We start from the raw sequence: 19,227 nt of genomic DNA, 5'->3' as shown, positions 1-19,227 counted from the left end.
GGAGACGGCATGCAGGAACAGGTGCAGCAGTGCTGGGCGATCGAGACGACGCCGATCCGTCCGGCGACACAAGCCGATGCCAAGACAGCGCTTTCGGTCTTGAAGGATATGGCCAAGGGTCATGAAAAGGTCGCAAGCCTGCTTGCGTCCGAAACGCAGTTCAAGACCTTCATCGTCTCGGCCTTTGCCCTTTCGCCTTTTCTTCGCGACACCGGCGACAGTCGCCCCGCCATTCTCGAAGAGCTTCTCTCGACCGATCTCACGGCTTTCCTGAGCGAGCGCGTGCGCGGAGCCCGCGATGCCTGGAAGCCGAATGAAGGCGGCGCGGCATTGCCGGATACCGAGATCATGGCGCGGCTCAGAAGGGCCAAGCGCGAACTTGCCTTCGCCGTCGCTCTCGCCGATCTCTCCCGCCATTTCGACGGGCGCGAGACCACCCGTTGGCTCAGCGAATTCGCCGGTGCGGCCGTGTCGGCGACGATCGATCACCTGCTCCTGAGCGCGCATGAGAGCGGCAAGTTGAAGGTCAAGGATGCCGCAAACCCGAGCGTCGGTTCCGGCGTCGTCGTGCTCGGCATGGGCAAGCTCGGCGCCTTCGAGCTCAACTATTCCTCCGATATCGACCTCGTTGTCTTCTACGATCCGCAATCCGGCATCATCGTCGATCGCGACGATGCCTCGGAAACTTTCGGCCGGCTGTTGCGCCGCCTGATCCGCATCCTGCAGGAGCGCAGCGGCGACGGATACGTCTTCCGGACCGACCTGCGCCTGCGCCCGGATCCGGGCTCGACGCCGCTGGCGATCCCGGTCGAAGCGGCGATGCTCTATTACGAGGGCAGGGGGCAGAACTGGGAGCGCGCCGCCTTCATCAAGGCGCGGCCGGTCGCCGGCGACATCGAGGCTGGCGAGCACTTCCTCAAGGATCTGGTCCCCTTCGTCTTCCGCAAGTATCTCGACTATGCGGCGATCGCCGACATTCATTCGATCAAGCGCCAGATCCATGCCCACAAGGGGCACGGCGAGATCGCGGTCAAGGGCCACAACATCAAGCTCGGCCGCGGCGGAATCCGCGAGATCGAGTTCTTCGTTCAGACCCAGCAGCTGATTGCCGGTGGCCGCATGCCGGACCTGCGCCAGCGAGCGACGGAGCCGATGCTGCGGGCGCTCGTCAAGGCCGGCTGGATCGACGAGGAGACGGCTGACGAACTCGTCGAAGCCTATTGGTTCCTGCGCGATGTCGAGCACCGGATCCAGATGGTGCGCGACGAGCAGACGCACGTCCTGCCCGAGACCGAAGCGGAACTGAAGCGCATCGCCTATATGCTCGGCTTCGAGGATACAGCCGCCTTTTCCAAGGCCCTCTCGCGCGTGCTGAAGACCGTCGAGCGTCGCTACGCTCAGCTTTTCGAACAGGAAGCCAAGCTCTCGACCGAGACCGGCAACCTCGTCTTCACTGGCCAGCGCGACGACCCGGACACGCTGGAGACGCTGAAGAAACTCGGCTTCCAGCGGCCGTCGGACATCTCCCACACGATCCGCACCTGGCACTATGGTCGCTACCGCGCGACACAGTCGGTGGAGGCGCGCGAGCGGCTGACAGAGCTGACGCCGGAGCTGCTGCGGGTTTTTGGCGAAAGCCGCCGCGCCGACGAAGCGCTGCTGCGTTTCGACAATTTCATCTCCGGCCTGCCTGCCGGCATTCAGCTGTTTTCTCTGCTCGGCAACAATCCGGGCCTCCTGTCGCTGATCGTCAATGTCATGTCGTCGGCCCCAAGGCTTGCCGAAATCATTGCCGCGCGCCCGCATGTCTTCGACGGCATGCTCGATCCCGGCCTGCTCGCCGAATTGCCGACGCGGGAGTATCTGGCGCCACGCATCGCCAACTTCGTCGGCGGTGCTCGCCATTATGAGGAGGTGCTCGATCGCCTGAGGATCATAGCCGCCGAGCAGCGTTTCCTGATCGGCATTCGGCTCCTGACCGGCGCGATCTCGGGCGCGCAAGCCGGCCGCGCCTTTACCGATCTTGCCGACCTCATCATCGCCGCGGCGGTAAAGGCGGTTGAGGATGAAGTTCGCTCCGTTCACGGCGATTTCCCTGGAGGCCGTATCGCCGTTGTCGGCATGGGCAAGCTCGGCAGCCACGAGCTGACTGCGGGATCCGACGTCGATCTGATCCTGCTCTACGATTACGACGAGACGGCAACCGAGTCCGACGGCGCCAAGCCGCTTGATCCGACGCGATACTTTACGCGGGTGACGCAGCGCCTGATCGCCGCACTTTCCGCGCCGACGGCGGAAGGCATCCTCTACGAGGTCGACATGCGGCTTCGTCCCTCCGGCAACAAGGGGCCGGTCGCAACCAGGATCAACGCCTTTGCTAAGTATCAGCGCGAAGAGGCCTGGACGTGGGAGCATCTGGCTCTGACCCGGGCGCGCTGCATCTGCGGCGATGACCGGCTGATGGCCGAGGCCAACGGGATCTTCGCCGAGATCCTCGAGCGCAAGCGCGATGTTTCCAAAGTCAGCGCCGACGTGATCTCCATGCGCGAGATGATCGATAGCGAGAAACCGCCGAGCGACATCTGGGACTTCAAGCTGATCCCGGGCGGTCTCGTCGATATCGAGTTCATCACCCAGTATCTGGCGCTCGTAGCGCCGGCCAAGGGCGTTCAGCCGCTGACATCAGGCACCAACACCGCCGACGCGTTGAAGCTGCTTGGTGATGCGCTGATGAACCCCAACGATCTCGATGTTGCGCTGGAAGCGCTGCATCTTTTCACCGAATTGTCCCAGATCGTGAGGCTCTGCATCGAGGGCGAGTTCGAGCCGAAGGAAGCGCCAGCGGGCCTGATCGATCTCGTCTGCCGGGCAGGGGACTACCCGGACCTGAAAACCTTGGAGGGGGACGTTCGCAGGCTCTCCAAAGCCGTGCGCCGTGTCTTCCAATCGGTCGTTTCAGTGTGAGGGAGGGCAGCGGGTAAACGGAAGGCGCGTGGAAGACCGCGCGCTGCTCCAGACCCGCTTTAACCGCGGTCCGGAATCCTGACCGAGATGATGGTCCCGACATTCTCGGTCGAGTGTATTCTCATGCTGCCGCCGTGCAGGCGGGTGAGTGAGCGCGAGATCGCGAGCCCGAGGCCGGATCCGCCCTTGCTCTTGGCGTACTGGCTCTGCACCTGTTCGAAGGGCTGACCGATCTTCTGCAATGCGTCGCGCGGAATGCCGATGCCGGAATCGGCGATCGTGAGCGTCACCGCGCCCGTCACCTTGCGTGCCCGAAGCGAAATCCGCCCGCCCTCATTGGTGAATTTGACCGCATTGGACAGAAGGTTGAGCAGCACCTGCTTCATTGCCCGCCGATCGGCGACCATGGTGAGGCCCGAGGAGATCTGCTGCACGACGTGAATGTTCTTCTGCTCCGCCGGTATGGTGGTGAAGCGCAGCGTCTCTTCGATCAACGGCGCAAGGTCGATCGTCTCGCGGCTGATGCGCATGTGCCCGGCCTCGATCTTCGACATGTCCAGGATGTCGTTGATGACGTTGAGCAGATGTTTGCCGCTTTCGTGGATGTCGCGTGAATACTCGTTGTACTTCTCCGAGCCGAGCGGCCCGAACATCTGGTTCTGCAGGATTTCCGAGAAGCCGAGGATGGCGTTGAGCGGCGTGCGCAGCTCATGTGACATGTTCGCGAGGAACTCGGACTTGGCGCGGTTGGCCGCCTCCGCACGGTCCTTCTCCGCCTGGTAGTTCGAATTGGCGACCGAGAGCTCGGTCTTCTGCCGCTCCAGCGTCATGCGCGAGGCCGAGAGGTCGCCGATCGTCGCCATCAGCCGCCGTTCGGATTCGCGCAGGCGCACCTGGTGCCGCTTCAGAAGCGTGATGTCGGTACCGACGGAGACAAGGCCGCCGTCGCGTGTGCGCCGCTCGTTGATCTGCAGCCAGCGCTCGTCGGCCAGCTGCACCTCGCTCGTCTGTGACTGGTTGCTGTGATCCGGGTCGGCGATCCGCCGCTCGACCACCGGCCGTGCTGCCGCCGTATGCACGGCTATGCGTTCGGTGCCGGGCACCAGGACGTGATCCGGAAGCTTGTAGGCCTCCTGGAAGTGGGTGTTGCACATGACGAGGCGGTCGTGCTTGTCCCAGAGCACGAAGGCCTCGGAGGTACATTCGATGGCGTCGGCGAGCCGCTGGTCGGCCTCCGCATAGCGCTGCGCAAGACGATGCTGTTCCGTCACGTCCATGGCGATGCCGATCAGATGCGCCCGGCCCGAGGCCGTGCGGATGATCTCGGCGCGGGCCCGTAGCCACACGTAGTGACCGTCCGCATGCCGCATGCGGAACACCTGGTCGATCTGGCGCGCGTCGCCACGCGCGATCGTGCGCGCCACGCTGTAGATGCCGTGATCATCCGGATGCATCAGCCTTGCGGCGTCACCGAAGGAGAGCACGCTGCTTTCGCCCGGCATGCCGAGCATTTCGTACATCGAGCGCGACCAGAACAGCCGACGGTTGGCAAGATCGAAATCCCAGAGGCCGCAACGGCCGCGCGAGAGCGCCGTCTCGACCCGCAGGTTCGATTCGGCAAAGACCGAATCGGCGTCGCGGGCACGCTTGGCCTGTATGTAATAGGCGTAGAGCACCATCAACAGGATCGCCGAGATACCTGCAAACAGGGTGACGTTCAGCGAAACCTCGTCTCGCCAGGTCGTTTCGAGCTGGGTGACCGGCGTTGCGGCCAGCACGACGCCAGCCGCATCGGGCAGCTGCGCCAGCGCCACGATGTGGTCGGCGCCTGCGATCGCCGTCTTCATGACGCTCGAATGTTCGCCGAAATATTGCAGCGTCGCGATGTCGGGCGCGGCCGCAGCGAGCGTGCGGCCGATGAGCGGTCCACCGCCTTCCGTGCTTGCAAAGATCCGCCCGTCCTTGCGCACCGCGAGGATGAACGTTCCGGGATCGAGCATGCCGGTCGGCAGAAACTGGCTGAAGCGTTGCTCCGCCTCGGCACGACGGCCCTCATCGAACAGCGCGACTCCGTCCGTCTGGAAGGCGGCGCCGGCGATCGCCGCCGCAAGACCGACGGTCTGGCGCGAACTTTCCTCCATGCGGGCGTGCTCGTCCATGATGCTGGACATGCGCGAAACCGCAACGATGATCAGGAATGCAATGATCAGGATCGGGATGGAGCGCTTGAGAACAGGCTCCGCGTTTGCCAGGCGGCGTGAAGCCGGCCCGGCAAAGATCTTCGCCTGCGAGATAAACTCCTGCTCCAGGCCGGTAACGCCTGGAAGCTTGAGTCGCAACCGCCCGTCGGCTGCGCTCGCTGGTCGCGCGTCCGCCATCTTTCCCAATTGTCTAAACCCTCTGATGATTCGGCGCGCCGCTCGCCCGAATCTGACTCAATGAATCACAGGGCGATTCGCCTTGTCCAGAGGCACTGGTAAAGATTTGTTAACCATTTCTTATCGTTGGAAAATAATAGGCCGGGCCACCTTGGTGGCCCGGCCCCAGGAAAATCAGGCGTTGGCGATGCTCAGGCCTTGAGCATGCGCTCGACGATGTCGCCGACATCGGCCGAAAGTTTCGACGCGCCGGCGATCTCTTTCAGCGCCTTGCGGGCATGCCCGGCACGTTTGTCCTCCAGCGAACGCCAGGAGCGCATGGAGGTCAGGATGCGGGCCGCAAGCTGCGGATTGCGCGGGTCGATGTCGAGGATCTGGCGCGCGAGGAACCGGTAGCCTTCGCCGTCGGCGCGGTTGAACCCGGTCGGGTTGGCGAAGGCATAGGTGCCTACCAGCGAGCGTACGCGGTTCGGATTGTTGCCGTTGAACAGTGGCTCGTTCATCAGCGCCTTGATGCGATCGAGCGTTCCAGCGCCCGGGATCGTCGCCTGCACGGCGAACCACTTGTCGATGACGAGCGCGTTGTCGGCGAAACGCTTGCGGAATGTTGCAAGCGCGTCTGTCGCCTCGGCCGAATCCGGGAAGCGGTGCGCCAGCAGCGCCAACGCATGGCTGAGATCGGTCATGTTGTTGGCGGCCGCAAAGGCCTTCGCGGCACGCTCGGGCCCTTCATCGGCCTGAACGAGGTAGGTGAGCGCGCTGTTGCGCAGTGCCCGCCTGCCGGCGCTTGCCGCATCCGGGCTGAACCCTCCGCTGGAGACGAGTTCGTCGGAGAGTTTGAGGAAGGTGTCGCGCCCGGCGGCCGCAACCGCTGTCAGGATCTGCTGGCGGGCCGCGTGGATCGCGTCCGGATCGTTGTTGGTGCCGATCTCGCGGGCGATATCGGATTCGCTCGGCAAGGCCAGCGCCTGCGAACGGAAGGCCGGCTCCAGGCTGTTGTCGGCGGCGGCCCGGATCAGGCCGTCGATCAGGGCCTTGTCCGAGGTGACCGGCTTGCCGGCGCGGACATTCGCCGTCGCCTCGACCAGATTGCCAAGCGCAATGGCATTGAGCGCCTGCCAGCGGGCGAAGAGGTCGCTTTCGTGATGCGCGATCAGCGCCAGATCGTCGGCATTCTGCTCGATATGCAGGTTGATCGGCGCGGAGAAGCTGCGGTTGAACGACGGAACCGGGCGCGAGGGGATGCCCGAGAAGACCACCGTCTGATTGCGCTCTGTCAGATGCAGGACATCGTCGGTCATGTCGGCGCCGGAAACGGCGGCAAGCGCGGCTTCGCTGCCGTCTTCGAGCAGCAGACCCATCTTCAGCGGAATGTGCATCGCTTCCTTGGCGCTCTGTCCGGGCGTCGGCGGCACGGTCTGTTCGAGCGACAGGGTGAAGGTCTGCTTGGTCGCGTCATAGGCGCCCGAAGCGGTGACCAGCGGCGTTCCGGCCTGGTGATACCAGAGCGCGAACTGGCGCAGATCCCGACCGCTTGCCGCCTCGAAGCAGGCGACGAAATCCTCGATCGTCACCGCCTGGCCGTCGTGCCGGTCGAAATAGAGATCCATACCCTTCTTGAACAGATCGCGGCCGAGGATGGTCGCGATCATGCGGGTGACTTCCGATCCCTTTTCGTAGACGGTCGTCGTGTAGAAGTTGTTGATTTCGCGGTATTTCGTCGGGCGCACCGGATGGGCGAGGGGACCTGCATCCTCCGGGAACTGTTCCGACTTCAGATGCCGCACTTCGGCGATGCGCTTGACCGCGCGCGAGCGCATGTCGGCGGAGAACTCGTGGTCGCGGTAGACCGTCAGGCCTTCCTTCAGGCAGAGCTGGAACCAGTCGCGGCAGGTGATGCGGTTGCCGGTCCAGTTGTGGAAGTATTCGTGCGCGATGATCGCCTCGATGTTGGCGTAGTCCGCATCGGTCGCCGTTTCCGGGTCCGCAAGCACGTATTTGTCGTTGAAGATGTTGAGGCCCTTGTTCTCCATGGCGCCCATGTTGAAGTCGGAGACGGCGACGATCATGAAGATGTCGAGGTCGTATTCGCGACCAAAGGCCTCTTCGTCCCACTTCATCGAGCGCTTGAGCGCATCCATGGCATAGGAGGCGCGAGGCTCCTTGCCGTGTTCGACATAGATCTTCAAGGCAACGTCGCGGCCGGACATCGTTGTGAACGTATCCTCGACCACGCCGAGGTCGCCGGCGACCAGCGCAAAGAGATAGCTCGGCTTCGGATGCGGATCGAACCAGGCGGCGAAGTGACGGCCGTCGCCCATGTCGGCGCCGCCGAGATAGTTGCCGTTCGAAAGCAGGAGGGGAGAGGACGCCTTGTCGGCGATGATGTTGACCGTGTAGACGGCAAGTACATCGGGACGATCGGGGAAATAGGTGATGCGGCGGAAGCCTTCGGCCTCGCACTGGGTGCTGTAGACGCCGTTGGTGCGGTAGAGCCCCATCAGCTGCGTATTGGTCTCGGGCGAAAGCAGGGTGGTGATGGTGATTTCGAACGGGGCGGTTTCGGGCAGGCCGCGGATCGTCAGCGTATCCTCGGCGACATCGTAGAGCGTCGTCGCAAGCTCTTCCTGGTCGAGCAGCAGGCCGGTCATGGTCAACTCGTCGCCATCAAGCACGAGCGGCGCGGCACTGTCGACACCTTCGCGGCGATGGAAGATCAGCCTGGCCTCGACCTTGGTCTCCTTCGGGTCGAGCTCGAAGGTCAGATCCACTCTCTCCAGAACGAAGTCGGTCGGCCGGTAGTCTTCCAGATGAATGATCTGGCCAGTATTTGTCCGCATGGTCAGTCCCGCTTGCACCGTTCTACTGGAGAATTTGTAGAGGGTGCCTGTGATGGTGAAAAGGCCAAGGGGCGAAAAGCTGGGCTGTGCCACACGATTGTGATGCCGGCGACCGCACTTCCGACAGAAAAGACATGGCGCCCGTTATTCTTCCCGCTCCCTTATCGGACCGATGTGTATCGAAGTGGGACTAACAAGACATGAATTGGAAAGGTTTTTTTCGGGGCAGCTAAAGAAAAGCCGGCCGCCCTACTGTCGAAGGTTAATCGATCAAGAAAAAACGTCATTCATCACGAAGTTTGATCCGACTTTCGAGAAAAGCGTCGCTAAGGTGGCCCGGTCCTGCAGCGGTGCTCTCCGCTGAAAAATCTCCAAACCAGCCCGCGTGCCAGCTGATCGCCGGTCAAGGCTGTTCGAAAAGTGCCCTCAATGGATGCGGAAGTCGAAAGCCCGATGAAGGGGATCCTGCTCAAGGTCCTTTCAGTCGTCATTTTCGTTTGCATGTCGACGCTGATCAAGGCGGCCGGAAACGAGATCGCCACCGGCCAGATCACCTTCTACCGCTCGGCCTTCGCCATGGTGCCGATCCTCGGCTATCTCGCCTTCCGCGGACAGCTGCGCGACGCCTTCAAGACCGAAGATTTTACCGGCCATATCGCTCGCGGCTTCGTCGGCATTCTCGCAATGAGCTTCGGTTTTTACGGCCTCGTACACCTGCCGCTGCCTGAAGCCATCGCCATCGGCTATGCCATGCCGCTGATCGCCGTCGCCTTCGCCGCGATTTTTCTAGGCGAGTCGGTGCGGCTCTACCGTTGGTCGGCCGTTGTCATCGGGCTGGTCGGCGTGATGATCATCACCTGGCCACGGCTGACCCTTTTTCGCGAAGGCGGCTTCGGTTCGCTGGAGGCACTGGGCGCTGCTGCCGTGCTGGTTTCGGCGGCCCTGGGCGCAGTTGCCATGGTGCTGGTGCGAAAACTCGTCAAGAATGAACGCACCCACACGATCGTGCTCTATTTCTCGCTGTCGGCCTCGGTCTTCTCTCTCGCGACCTTGCCCTTCGGCTGGCCGTCGATCTCGCGCGAGGCCTTCCTGTTGCTGATGGTCGCCGGTTTCTGTGGCGGTGTCGCCCAGATCCTTTTGACCGAAAGCTATCGCCATGCCGACATGTCGACCATCGCACCGTTCGAATACACTTCGATCGTGCTCGGCCTGATCATCGGCTACTTCCTGTTCGACGATATCCCGACGGCCGCCATGCTCGTCGGCACGGCTATCGTCGTCGGTGCAGGCATCTTCATCATTTTCCGTGAGCATCGGCTTGGCCTCGAGCGCCGGGGCGCTCGCAAGCATGTGACGCCGCAGGGCTGAGCCACGGCCTACGGCCGCGGGTTTTCCCAGGCAGGAACCGTATCGTCGTCGATCAGCGGTTCCTGTGCCGCCTGCTGGGCAGCCGGGCTCGTCACATCAGGGCCGGGCGTCGGCATGACGCTCGTTGCCTGGAAGTCGGTCTTGACGACGAGCCCCTTGTGCTGCTCGCGCCGCAGAATGCGCCAGGCTGCATAGCCGCCATAGAGCGCGAAGTAGACGGCAAGGACGAGAAACAGCGCCGCCGGGCCGAAACGATCCATGACCGGACCGACCATCAGCGGGCCGGAAATCGTGCCGAGCCCGTAGGTGATCATCAGGCCCGAGGATGTTTCGACATACTCGTTGGGTTTGGCGAGATCATTGGCATGGGCGACGTTCAGTGCGTAGATCGGGAACAGCACCGATCCGACGAAAGCGGCGATGATGTAGAGAACGGCGGGCTGGCTGCCGATCGATGCCGACATCACCAGGCACGAGATGACGCCGACGATGCCGCAGCCAACCATGACGATGCGCCGGTCGATCTTGTCGGAGAGACGTCCGATCGGGATTTGCGAGAGGGCGCTGCCGGTCAATAGCGAGGCGAGCAGTGTCGCGCCTTCCGCCGTCGAAAGTCCGATCTTCTGGGTGAAGACACCGCCGAGGTTCAGCCAGGCGCCGGAGAGCGCACCGGCGAGAAAACCGCCGACGACGGCGACCGGCGAGCGGCGGAAGAGGGCGGGGATATCGAACTTCGCCTGTGCCGGTGGCGCGGGCATGGGAGAGGAGGAGAGCGCCGTCGGCAATAGCGCCAGCGAGAACAGCACGCTGCAGAGCATGAACAGCGACGTGTTAGTCGGATCTCCGAGCGGCACCATGTACTGCCCGCCGATCGTGCCGACCATCGTCGTGATCAGGTAGAGCGAAAAGAGCAGGCCGCGGTTCTCGTTGGTGACGCGCTCATTGAGCCAGCTCTCGATGACGAGATAACTGCCGGAGATGGCAAAGCCGGCAATGGCACGGAAGACGATCCAGGCGCGCCAGTCGACGATGAGGCCGCAGAGCAGGATAGCTATGGAGAGCAGCGTGATCAGCGCGGTGAAGACGCGCACATGGCCGACACGCAGCACGAATTTCGGCGTGACGACGCAGGAAAGGGTGAAGCCGACCGTATAGCCGGTGGCGATCACCGAGACCGTCAGCGTCGACCAGTTCTCGGCGACGGAACGCACGGGGATCACATAGCTCTGCAGGCCGAAGCCGACCATCATGAGCAGGGTCGACACCATCAGGCTGAAGACGGAAGCGAGGCTGGCCAGCATCGGCGCTCCTGGAAACGTGGCGCTTCGTCATTTGTCCGATGACAAGCAAACGCAGATGGAGCGAGGAACGGTCTGGCAGGGCCGGATGAGCCTGACACTCCTTAGTCGGGACGAGTGTGGCTCTATCCAGTTTTTTACGCCCTGTCGATTGCGACAGGCGATGGCAAAAAGGCGGTGCTTATACCTGCGGGCAGCAGTCAGTTCGGCAGCAACGGGCTCACGGCCGTGCGATGGGCGCGGCGTGCATCCTTCTTGGTGCTGAGAACGGTATATTCGCGCGAGGCGCGCACGGCCGTACCGATGTCGGAGATCGAATCGAGCAGGACCTTGAGGCTGGCAATCGGCTTGGTCATGGGTTCGTTCCTTTCTTCGTGTCGGGTCAAACGATGCGTCACGCGATACGCAAAAGCCGCGTATCGCGTGGGGATCAGCGCTGGATGAAGTCGGCGAAAATCTGCGCCGGACGGGTGGTCCGGGCGAGGCCAATCGCGGTCATCTGCTCGTTGGCTGCCGTGCCAAAGCGGTTGAACGGCGTCCGGTAAGCAGCGCCAGTGTGGCGGAGCGTCTCAAAGCTGCTGTGGATCGGACGAAAGCGGGCAGTCATGGTTCAATTCCTTAAATTCCATTCCTCCCGTGCCGGTATATTGCGCTGCAACATAACGTTTTGCAATGCGTCAAAATGCGCCGCTGATATGCGCAAACCGCATGGCTTTCTTCATTCTTTGTTCATGAAACGGGCAAGCGGCCGGGAGCACGATCCGGGCAGGGCGCTTTCCTTAGGATCAGCCGTGAATGCGGGCCTTGAAGGCAAGCAGGTCCTGCCAGGCGAAGCGCTTGTTGATCGGCGCCGTCACCAGGTCTTGCGGATGCAGCGTGGCAAGGGTCGGCACGTTAATGCCGCCGATCGCAAGCTCGCGCCATTCGCCGCGAAGCTGGTGGATCGTGTCGTTGCCGCCGAAGAAGAAACGGGCGGTGAAATTGCCGAGCAGCAGCAGATGCTTAGGCTCTGCCAGCGCGATCTGGCGTTCGATGAAGGGTCGGCAGATATCGGCCTCGCGCGCCGTCGGCACGCGGTTACCCGGCGGGCGCCAGGGCACGACATTGCTCAAGAGCACGCTCTCGCGCGTAAGACCGATGCCCGCCATCATCCGGGTCAGCATCTCGCCGAGGCGGCCCGCAAAAGGCTGGCCGTCGCGATCGTCGTCGGCATAGGGCATCGGGCCGACGATCATGATGCCGCTTGCCGGATCACCCTCGGCAAAGACCAGATTGCGGGCGCTGTTCCTGAGATTACAGCCGGCAAAACCTTCCATCGCAACGCGGAGCTCGGCGAGCGACCGGGCCGATTCGGCGGCAAAGCGCGCCTCTTCGATCGCCTGCGCATCGGGGATGGCGACCGCAGGGGCGTTCGCGACTGGGGCAGGTGCGCGGGAAGGGGTGGGAGCAGCGGCCGCCGCTGTCTGGCGCGCCGTCGGTTGCGAAGCGGGTGCCTCCGTCCGGTTGCTGGTTGCCGCCACGCGGGCGTTGCCGCGTGCTGCCTTCATCGCCTCGAACTCGGCGAAACGGTCGACCGGTTCCTCTTCCAGCAGCCATTCGACGCCCGCATCGCCGTGGAAGGCGAGAAGGGCGGCAAGCTGCGCCGGAGAAAGGTCGTTGGCGGAAATCATGGCCGCCAACCTAGCCCATAAGCGGCCGGACCGGAACCGCTTTTCCGGCGCTCGACCCTCCTATCCAAGGTCATGCACATCCGGTTCGCGCGTCGGCTCAGGCCGCATTCGCGGTCCAGTGGGCGATGTCCTCGTGCTCGCCGATCAGCGCCAGGCCATGGGCGATCGACAGCAGTTCGCCGCCGCTCTCGATCCGGTCGGCATCGAAACGCCGCTCGAAGATGCCGCGTACGGCCGGAACGAAGGAGGTGCCGCCGGTCAAGAACACCTTGTCGATCGTCTCGGGTGCCGTTGCCGTCGACTGCAGCACATCATCCAGCGCGCCCTCGATGCGGGCGAGCTCCGGCGCGATCCAGCCTTCGAAATCGCTGCGGCGAACGGTGCGGCGCGACATTTCGCCGAGCGGGGCGAAATAGAACTCGGTCTCGTCCTCCTTCGACAGTTGCATCTTCGTGGCCGAGATCGCGTTGTAGAGCGGATAGCCCTCGTCATGCTCGATCAGGTCAACGAAGGCCTCGAGCTTTTCCGGCTCCAGGCTCTGGCGCACGAGCTTCTTCAGATCGGTGAAATCTTTCAGTGTCTTGAAGATCGAAAGCTGATTCCAGCGGCCGAAATTCGCGTAGTAGTTCGACGGCACTTCAAGCAGCTTGTCGAAGCTCTTGAACAGACTCCCCTTTCCGATCAGTGGCGAGACGACGTTGTCGATGATGCGGAAGTCGAAATGGTCGCCGGCGATGCCCACGCCCGAATGGCCGATCGGGGTTGCCGTCAGGCGCCCGGCCTTGGTCTCGAAGCGGATCAGCGAATAGTCGGTGGTGCCGCCGCCGAAGTCGGCGACGAGCACAGTTGCGTCCTGCTTCAGGTTCTGGGCGAAGTAGAAGGCCGCTGCCACCGGTTCGTAGACGTAGTGCACCTCCGGAAAGCCGAATTCGGAGAGGGCTGCGCCATAGCGCTCGAGCGCCAGCGCAGGGTCGGGGCTGGAGCCGGCAAAGTGCACCGGACGGCCGACGACGATGCGGCTGTACTGGTCCGCCCAGCCGTCACCGGCATAGTCGCGCAGCTTGGTCAGGAACACGCGCATCAGGTCTTCGAAGCTGTGGCGCTTGGCAAAGACCTGCGTGCCCTGGAAGAGGGGGCTTGCGGCAAAGGTCTTGATCGACTGCAGGAAACGACAGTCACCGGGATTGTCGATGAAGGCGCGGATTGCGGCCTGGCCCGCCTCGACCTTCAGCGCCTGGGCGCCAAGCTTGGCATCCTTCATGAAGGAGAGGGCAGTACGCATGGCATCGGTCGAGCCGGCGAGGCTGTCGAAGCGCATCGAGTGGGTCGTTTCGCCCGCGGCAACCGCCAGAACGGAATTGGTGGTGCCGAAATCAAAGCCGAGTGCCTTGACCATGAGTGTCTCCTTGCATCTGGCGTCGCTTCGCCGCCCGGAGTGGGGCCGGTGGCGCGCGACGCAACATGAATTCCGTGGGCCGCTTTCGGGGATCGATGGGCGGCCGGCTTCAAAGCCGAAAGACACGCCGTCCGGACGCCGAGAGGCGCCTTGCCGCGTGCCGATTGCGAATGGGGTGTGCCAGCGCGTACCGCTGGAAGGGTGCGGCGGCCTCGTCGCACGGCTCTTCGGCAAAAGCAAGGCCGCATGGGTCATAGCTTCGCTGCGCGACAAATTGATTTATTTACGTTTACGTACACGTCATATAGATATTTGCCTATACTCATGACCTCATGCGCAAAAGCGGGCATCGTCTGTCGCATCCCGGCTCGACAAGCCAAACTGCATTTGCCATGACGGAATGATATGCCCTGGGAACGGAGCCGGCAGAAGACCGGTGAGACTGGAGAGACGGTATGACCGAACAAGACCTGCCCGAACGCGAGAGCATGGAGTTCGACGTTGTGATCGTGGGTGCGGGGCCGGCGGGTCTTGCGGCGGCGATCCGGCTGAAGCAGGTCAATCCGGAGCTTTCGGTCGTCGTATTGGAAAAGGGCGCYGAAGTCGGTGCGCATATCCTGTCGGGCGCCGTCGTCGATCCCATCGGCATCGACCGCTTGCTGCCGGACTGGCGCGCCGACGCCGACCATCCGTTCAAGACCGAGGTGACGGACGATCATTTCCTGTTCTTGGGACCCGCCGGCTCGATCCGCCTGCCGAACTTCCTGATGCCGCCGCTGATGAACAATCACGGCAACTACATCGTATCGCTTGGGCTCGTCTGTCGCTGGCTGGCGACCAAGGCGGAGGAACTCGGCGTCGAGATCTATCCGGGTTTTGCCGCCACCGAAGTGCTCTACAACGACGAGGGTGCGGTCATCGGGGTTGCCACCGGCGACATGGGCATCGAGCGGAACGGCGAACCGGGCCCGAACTTCGCCCGCGGCATGGCGCTNACCGAAGTGCTCTACAACGACGAGGGTGCGGTCATCGGGGTTGCCACCGGCGACATGGGCATCGAGCGGAACGGCGAACCGGGCCCGAACTTCGCCCGCGGCATGGCGCTCTTGGGCAAATACACGCTGATCGGCGAGGGCGTGCGCGGTTCGCTTGCCAAGCAGCTGATCGCCAAGTTCGATCTCTCCAGGGACAGCGACGTCCAGAAGTTCGGCATCGGTCTGAAAGAGCTCTGGCAGGTCAAGCCCGAGAACCATCGCCCGGGTCTGGTGCAGCACTCCTTCGGCTGGCCGCTCGGCATGAAGACCGGCGGCGGCTCGTTCCTCTACCACCTCGAAGACAACATGGTCGCCGTCGGCTTCGTCGTGCACCTCAACTACAAGAACCCCTATCTCTTCCCCTTCGAGGAGTTCCAGCGCTTCAAGACGCATCCGGCGATCCGCGGCACGTTCGAGGGCGGCAAGCGGCTTTCCTATGGGNTACAAGAACCCCTATCTCTTCCCCTTCGAGGAGTTCCAGCGCTTCAAGACGCATCCGGCGATCCGCGGCACGTTCGAGGGCGGCAAGCGGCTTTCCTATGGCGCACGTGCGATCACCGAGGGCGGTTACCAGTCGGTACCGAAGTTGTCCTTCCCCGGTGGTGCGCTGATCGGCTGTTCGGCCGGTCTCGTCAACGTGCCGCGCATCAAGGGCAGCCACAATGCGGTACTTTCAGGCATTCTAGCGGCCGAGAAGCTGGCGGCGGCGATCGCCTCTGGCCGCGCCAATGACGAGCCGATCGAGATCGAACGCGGCTGGCGCGACAGCGCCATCGGCCAGGACCTGAAGCGGGTGAGGAACGTCAAGCCGCTGTGGTCGAAGTTCGGCACGGCGATCGGCGTTGGGCTCGGCGGTCTCGACATGTGGACCAACCAGCTGTTCGGCTTCTCCTTCTTCGGCACGCTGAAGCACGGAAAGACCGACGCGCAGTCGCTCGAACCCGCAGCGCAGCACCAGAAGATCGACTATCCGAAGCCGGATGGGGTCCTGACCTTCGACCGGCTGTCGTCGGTGTTCCTGTCGAACACCAACCACGAGGAAGACCAGCCGGTTCACTTGCAGGTGAAGGATATGGAGCTGCAGAAGCGCTCCGAGCATGACGTCTATGCCGGTCCGTCGACGCGCTACTGTCCGGCCGGCGTCTACGAATGGGTGGAGAAGGACGGGAAGGACGTCTTCGTCATCAACGCCCAGAACTGCGTGCACTGCAAGACCTGCGACATCAAGGACCCGAACCAGAACATCAACTGGGTGCCGCCGCAGGGTGGCGAAGGCCCGGTCTATCCGAACNCAGAACTGCGTGCACTGCAAGACCTGCGACATCAAGGACCCGAACCAGAACATCAACTGGGTGCCGCCGCAGGGTGGCGAAGGCCCGGTCTATCCGAACATGTGAGTTCGGGAGGCGGTCTTAGATCCGCGGCCATTGAGGTTTACAAAGGCGCCGGCGGCCATTGGCCACGGCGCCTTTGTCGTTTCATGCCTTCGCCCAGATGCGATCAACGAAATCGGCAATCAGCGGTGCGATCTCCGGCAGGTTTTCTTCCAGCGCGAAGTGGCCGGTATCGAACAGGTGGAGCTCGGCCTCAGGAAGGTCGGTGAGGAAGGCGCGAGCGCCCTTCTCTGTGAAGAAGGGATCGTTACGGCCCCAGGTGATCAGGGTCGGCGGCCGTTCGCGGCGCAGCCACTCTTGCCATTCGCCGTAGCGGGCAAGGTTGCTCTTGTAGTCGAAGGCAAGATCGATCTGCGGCTGGCGGCGATCCGGGCGATCGAGGAAGTGCTGATCCATGGTCCAGCCGTCAGGTGCGACCAGGTCCGGATCCTTCGTCCCGCCGACATATTGCGCACGGGTCATCTCCAAGGTCAGCAACTGTCGCACCTGCTCTTCAGCGCCTTCGTCCTCGGATTTGAGCGCAATGAAGTCGCGGGCAATGTCGGAAAGCCCCTCCAGATAGGCATTGCCGTTCTGGACGATCAGCCCGGCAATGCGCTCGGGCTTTCTGCTTGCAAGACGAAACCCGACGGGCGCGCCGAAATCGAAGGCGTAGAGGACGAAGCATTTCAGCGCGAGCGCATCCACGAACGCTTCCATGACATCCGCCAGCTTGTCGAAACTGTAGACGAAACTGCCGCCTTCGTTCGTCGAGGTCGGCGCGTCGCTATGCCCGAAGCCCGGATAGTCAGGCGCGATCAGACGGTAGTCGCTGCCAAGCGCGTCCATTAGCCGCCGGTACTGGTGGGAAGACGAGGGGAAGCCGTGCAGAAGCAGGATTGTCGGGAAATCGGCCGGCGCTCCGGTCGGCACGCTCTCGCGGTAGAAGACGCGGACGCCTCCGGCCTCGATGAACCGGTGGCGGATCGATGGAATGCTATGCCTGCTCATTTAACACTCCTATTGGTAATATTTATGCATTAGAATTGCGCCAGAAAGCCTAATGCGTCAATATCGAAATTATGCATTATGTGAGGCCTGCATGGATCTGGTTCCTTTCGTCGGAGAGCCCCTTGCTCTCGATCTCGTCAACACTCGCCCTTTGACCGCGAGCGGCCGTGTCGATCTCTTCGCGGCCGATGGCGGGCTCGCGCATTGGCTGGCGTTGGAGGGGCCTCGCATGTCGGATGTCGCGTTTGCCAGCATCGGTGCGGCCGACGCCGACGATCTCGCGCCAGTCCTTGCCGTCCGCTCGCATGCGGCGTCGGCCATCGCACATGTGATGGACAGGCAACCTGTTCCGGCCGCGGATATCGAGGGCCTTAACGCGGCAATGGAGGCAGCACCGGTCGTCCGCCGTCTCGATTGGACCGATCCGCCGCGGCTCGTCAGCGAAAGAACGGCGGAGCCCATGGTCCAGCTAGCCGGTTTCCTCGCCGAGGACGCTGCGGCGTTGCTTGCCGGCGGCGACGCCAGGCTGATCCGCAAATGCGAGGCGCAGGATTGTGTGATGCTGTTCGTCGGCAGCAATGCCCGGCGGCGTTGGTGCTCGGCGGCGCGCTGCGGAAACCGGGTGCGCGTGTCGCGCTATTACCAGCGCAGCAAAACGTCCTGACGACCACTTCAACGATGCGCAAATATTAGGAAAGGCACCCGTTGACGCAAATGGGAAAGTCCTTGCCGGAAAAGCCCGTTAGCTTTCATGATGTCATCGGCTTGAAGCCGACGGATCTGCAGGCCGTTCGGTCCCTGTTGTCTTGAGTTGGACCGAGCCCTGTGACGCTGTCGATCCCCGCGGTGAGATCGGCAGTGCGACGGGATGCACCGCCAAAACAAGGGAACGGAAATGAAGAAGCTTCTTGCAACGACTTGCCTGGCCGCGGGCCTCTTTGGCCTCGCCGGCGCAGCTTCGGCCGCCGAATGCGGCGACGTGACGATCGCCAACATGAACTGGCAGAGCGCCGAGGTGCTGGCGAGTGTCGACAAGATCATCCTGACGGAAGGCTACGGCTGCAATGCCGAATTGGTGGTCGGAGACACCGTGCCGACGATCACCTCGATGATCGAAAAGGGCCAGCCGGATGTCGCACCCGAAGGCTGGGTCGACCTGCTTCCGGATGTCGTCAATCGCGGCCTCGAGGAGGGCAAGCTCGTCGGCGCCGCCGTGGCGCTCTCCGATGGCGCCGTCCAGGGCTGGTGGGTGCCGAAATACATCGTCGATGCCAATCCCGACATCAAGACGATCGATGACGCCTTGAAGCATAAGGAACTATTCCCGGATCCGGAAGACGCAAGCAAGGGCGCCGTCTTCAACGGCCCGCAGGGCTGGGGCGGCACGGTCGTGACGACGCAGCTTTATAAAGCCTATGGCGGCGAAACGGCTGGCTTCACGCTGGTCGATACCGGTTCGGCCGCCGGCCTCGATGGCTCGATCGCCAAGGCCTATGAGCGCAAGCAGGGCTGGGTCGGCTACTACTGGGCGCCGACGGCCCTTCTCGGCAAGTACGAGATGGTGAAGCTTGAGCATGGTGTGGCCGCCGATCCGGCCGAATGGAAGCGCTGCAACACGGTTGCCGATTGCCCGGATCCCAAGAAGAACGACTGGCCGAAGGACAAGGTCCAGACGCTGGTGACCAAGGCCTTCGCCGATCGCGCCGGCCCGGCTATGGATTACCTCAACAAGCGCGCCTGGACCAACGACACGGTCAACAAGCTGATGGCCTGGATGACCGACAATCAGGCGAGCGGGGAGGAGGGCGCCAAGCACTTCCTGCAGGAAAACCCCGATATCTGGACCCCGTGGGTTTCGCCCGAGGTCGCCGAAAAGGTGAAGGCCGCGCTCTGAT

The 19,227-nt window shown here is 62.9% G+C and carries 12 protein-coding genes and 2 pseudogenes; 6 read left to right on the top strand and 8 right to left on the bottom strand.

The window, feature by feature from the left end:
• The first annotated feature begins 9 nt into the window (after positions 1-9).
• Positions 10-2,964: a bifunctional [glutamine synthetase] adenylyltransferase/[glutamine synthetase]-adenylyl-L-tyrosine phosphorylase gene (locus tag ASD63_RS21510; protein WP_051659162.1), complete on the top strand. Its 2,955-nt coding sequence runs from the start codon at positions 10-12 to the stop codon at positions 2,962-2,964.
• 59 nt (positions 2,965-3,023) lie between these two features.
• Here the strand turns inward: ASD63_RS21510 and ASD63_RS21505 are convergent, their stop codons facing one another.
• Both ASD63_RS21505 and pepN read right to left on the bottom strand, forming a co-directional pair.
• A complete protein-coding gene (locus tag ASD63_RS21505) occupies positions 3,024-5,351 on the bottom strand; it encodes an ATP-binding protein (RefSeq protein WP_034789389.1) in 2,328 nt (775 codons plus the stop codon).
• A 182-nt stretch (positions 5,352-5,533) separates the two neighbouring features.
• Positions 5,534-8,182: an aminopeptidase N gene (gene pepN, locus ASD63_RS21500; protein WP_034789400.1), complete on the bottom strand. Its 2,649-nt coding sequence runs from the start codon at positions 8,180-8,182 to the stop codon at positions 5,534-5,536.
• 429 nt (positions 8,183-8,611) lie between these two features.
• Between pepN and ASD63_RS21495 the strand changes: the two genes are divergently transcribed.
• Entirely contained in the window at positions 8,612-9,550 is a 939-nt protein-coding gene (locus ASD63_RS21495; RefSeq protein ID WP_034789404.1) for a DMT family transporter, read from the top strand.
• 8 nt (positions 9,551-9,558) lie between these two features.
• On the opposite strand, the gene ASD63_RS21490 is transcribed toward ASD63_RS21495, so the two are convergent.
• The 5 genes from ASD63_RS21490 to ASD63_RS21480 all read right to left on the bottom strand — a co-directional run bounded on the left by ASD63_RS21490 (position 9,559) and on the right by ASD63_RS21480 (position 13,914).
• Entirely contained in the window at positions 9,559-10,851 is a 1,293-nt protein-coding gene (locus ASD63_RS21490; protein ID WP_034789411.1) for an MFS transporter, read from the bottom strand.
• A 197-nt stretch (positions 10,852-11,048) separates the two neighbouring features.
• On the bottom strand, positions 11,049-11,204 hold the full coding sequence (locus ASD63_RS35745; protein WP_089043881.1) for a hypothetical protein: 156 nt from the start codon (positions 11,202-11,204) through the stop codon (positions 11,049-11,051).
• A 74-nt stretch (positions 11,205-11,278) separates the two neighbouring features.
• The gene (locus ASD63_RS35740; RefSeq protein WP_089043882.1) at positions 11,279-11,455 is read right to left on the bottom strand and encodes a hypothetical protein; all 177 of its coding nucleotides are present in this window, start codon (positions 11,453-11,455) and stop codon (positions 11,279-11,281) included.
• Positions 11,456-11,633: 178 nt separating this feature from the next.
• Complete coding sequence (locus ASD63_RS21485; protein WP_034789494.1) at positions 11,634-12,518, bottom strand: uracil-DNA glycosylase; 885 nt, start codon at positions 12,516-12,518, stop codon at positions 11,634-11,636.
• 97 nt (positions 12,519-12,615) lie between these two features.
• Complete coding sequence (locus tag ASD63_RS21480; protein WP_034789413.1) at positions 12,616-13,914, bottom strand: Hsp70 family protein; 1,299 nt, start codon at positions 13,912-13,914, stop codon at positions 12,616-12,618.
• A 455-nt stretch (positions 13,915-14,369) separates the two neighbouring features.
• Here ASD63_RS21480 and ASD63_RS35195 point away from each other — a divergent pair.
• Together ASD63_RS35195 and ASD63_RS21475 are read left to right on the top strand one after the other, a co-directional pair.
• A pseudogene (locus ASD63_RS35195) lies at positions 14,370-14,908 on the top strand (NAD(P)/FAD-dependent oxidoreductase); the annotation flags it as partial.
• Between the two features lie 482 nt (positions 14,909-15,390).
• Positions 15,391-16,239, top strand: a pseudogene (locus tag ASD63_RS21475) (electron transfer flavoprotein-ubiquinone oxidoreductase); the annotation flags it as partial.
• A gap of 187 nt (positions 16,240-16,426) precedes the next feature.
• On the opposite strand, the gene ASD63_RS21470 reads toward ASD63_RS21475, so the two are convergent.
• Positions 16,427-17,332 carry an alpha/beta hydrolase gene (locus tag ASD63_RS21470; RefSeq protein ID WP_034804224.1) on the bottom strand — a complete coding sequence of 302 codons (906 nt, stop codon included), beginning with the start codon at positions 17,330-17,332 and terminating at the stop codon, positions 16,427-16,429.
• A 91-nt stretch (positions 17,333-17,423) separates the two neighbouring features.
• Here ASD63_RS21470 and ASD63_RS21465 point away from each other — a divergent pair, with 91 nt between their 5' ends.
• Positions 17,424-17,996 carry a CGNR zinc finger domain-containing protein gene (locus ASD63_RS21465; RefSeq protein ID WP_034804222.1) on the top strand — a complete coding sequence of 191 codons (573 nt, stop codon included), beginning with the start codon at positions 17,424-17,426 and terminating at the stop codon, positions 17,994-17,996.
• 231 nt (positions 17,997-18,227) lie between these two features.
• The gene (locus ASD63_RS21460) at positions 18,228-19,226 is read left to right on the top strand and encodes an ABC transporter substrate-binding protein (RefSeq protein ID WP_034804335.1); all 999 of its coding nucleotides are present in this window, start codon (positions 18,228-18,230) and stop codon (positions 19,224-19,226) included.
• Position 19,227 lies beyond the last annotated feature (1 nt).

This window comes from Ensifer sp. Root558 (assembly GCF_001427045.1).
Taxonomy (GTDB): Bacteria; Pseudomonadota; Alphaproteobacteria; order Rhizobiales; family Rhizobiaceae; genus Ensifer; species Ensifer adhaerens.
This window is presented reverse-complemented; position numbering and strand designations above follow the sequence as displayed.

Bases quoted from the DNA above. Each gene is read 5' to 3' on its own strand.
- ASD63_RS21510 (WP_051659162.1), top strand. From the start codon at position 10: ATGCAGGAACAGGTGCAGCAGTGCTGGGCGATCGAGACGACGCCGATC.
- pepN (WP_034789400.1), bottom strand. From the start codon at position 8,182: ATGCGGACAAATACTGGCCAGATCATTCATCTGGAAGACTACCGGCCG.
- ASD63_RS21495 (WP_034789404.1), top strand. From the start codon at position 8,612: ATGGATGCGGAAGTCGAAAGCCCGATGAAGGGGATCCTGCTCAAGGTC.
- ASD63_RS21490 (WP_034789411.1), bottom strand. From the start codon at position 10,851: ATGCTGGCCAGCCTCGCTTCCGTCTTCAGCCTGATGGTGTCGACCCTG.
- ASD63_RS35745 (WP_089043881.1), bottom strand. From the start codon at position 11,204: ATGACCAAGCCGATTGCCAGCCTCAAGGTCCTGCTCGATTCGATCTCC.
- ASD63_RS35740 (WP_089043882.1), bottom strand. From the start codon at position 11,455: ATGACTGCCCGCTTTCGTCCGATCCACAGCAGCTTTGAGACGCTCCGC.
- ASD63_RS21485 (WP_034789494.1), bottom strand. From the start codon at position 12,518: ATGATTTCCGCCAACGACCTTTCTCCGGCGCAGCTTGCCGCCCTTCTC.
- ASD63_RS21480 (WP_034789413.1), bottom strand. From the start codon at position 13,914: ATGGTCAAGGCACTCGGCTTTGATTTCGGCACCACCAATTCCGTTCTG.
- ASD63_RS21470 (WP_034804224.1), bottom strand. From the start codon at position 17,332: ATGAGCAGGCATAGCATTCCATCGATCCGCCACCGGTTCATCGAGGCC.
- ASD63_RS21465 (WP_034804222.1), top strand. From the start codon at position 17,424: ATGGATCTGGTTCCTTTCGTCGGAGAGCCCCTTGCTCTCGATCTCGTC.
- ASD63_RS21460 (WP_034804335.1), top strand. From the start codon at position 18,228: ATGAAGAAGCTTCTTGCAACGACTTGCCTGGCCGCGGGCCTCTTTGGC.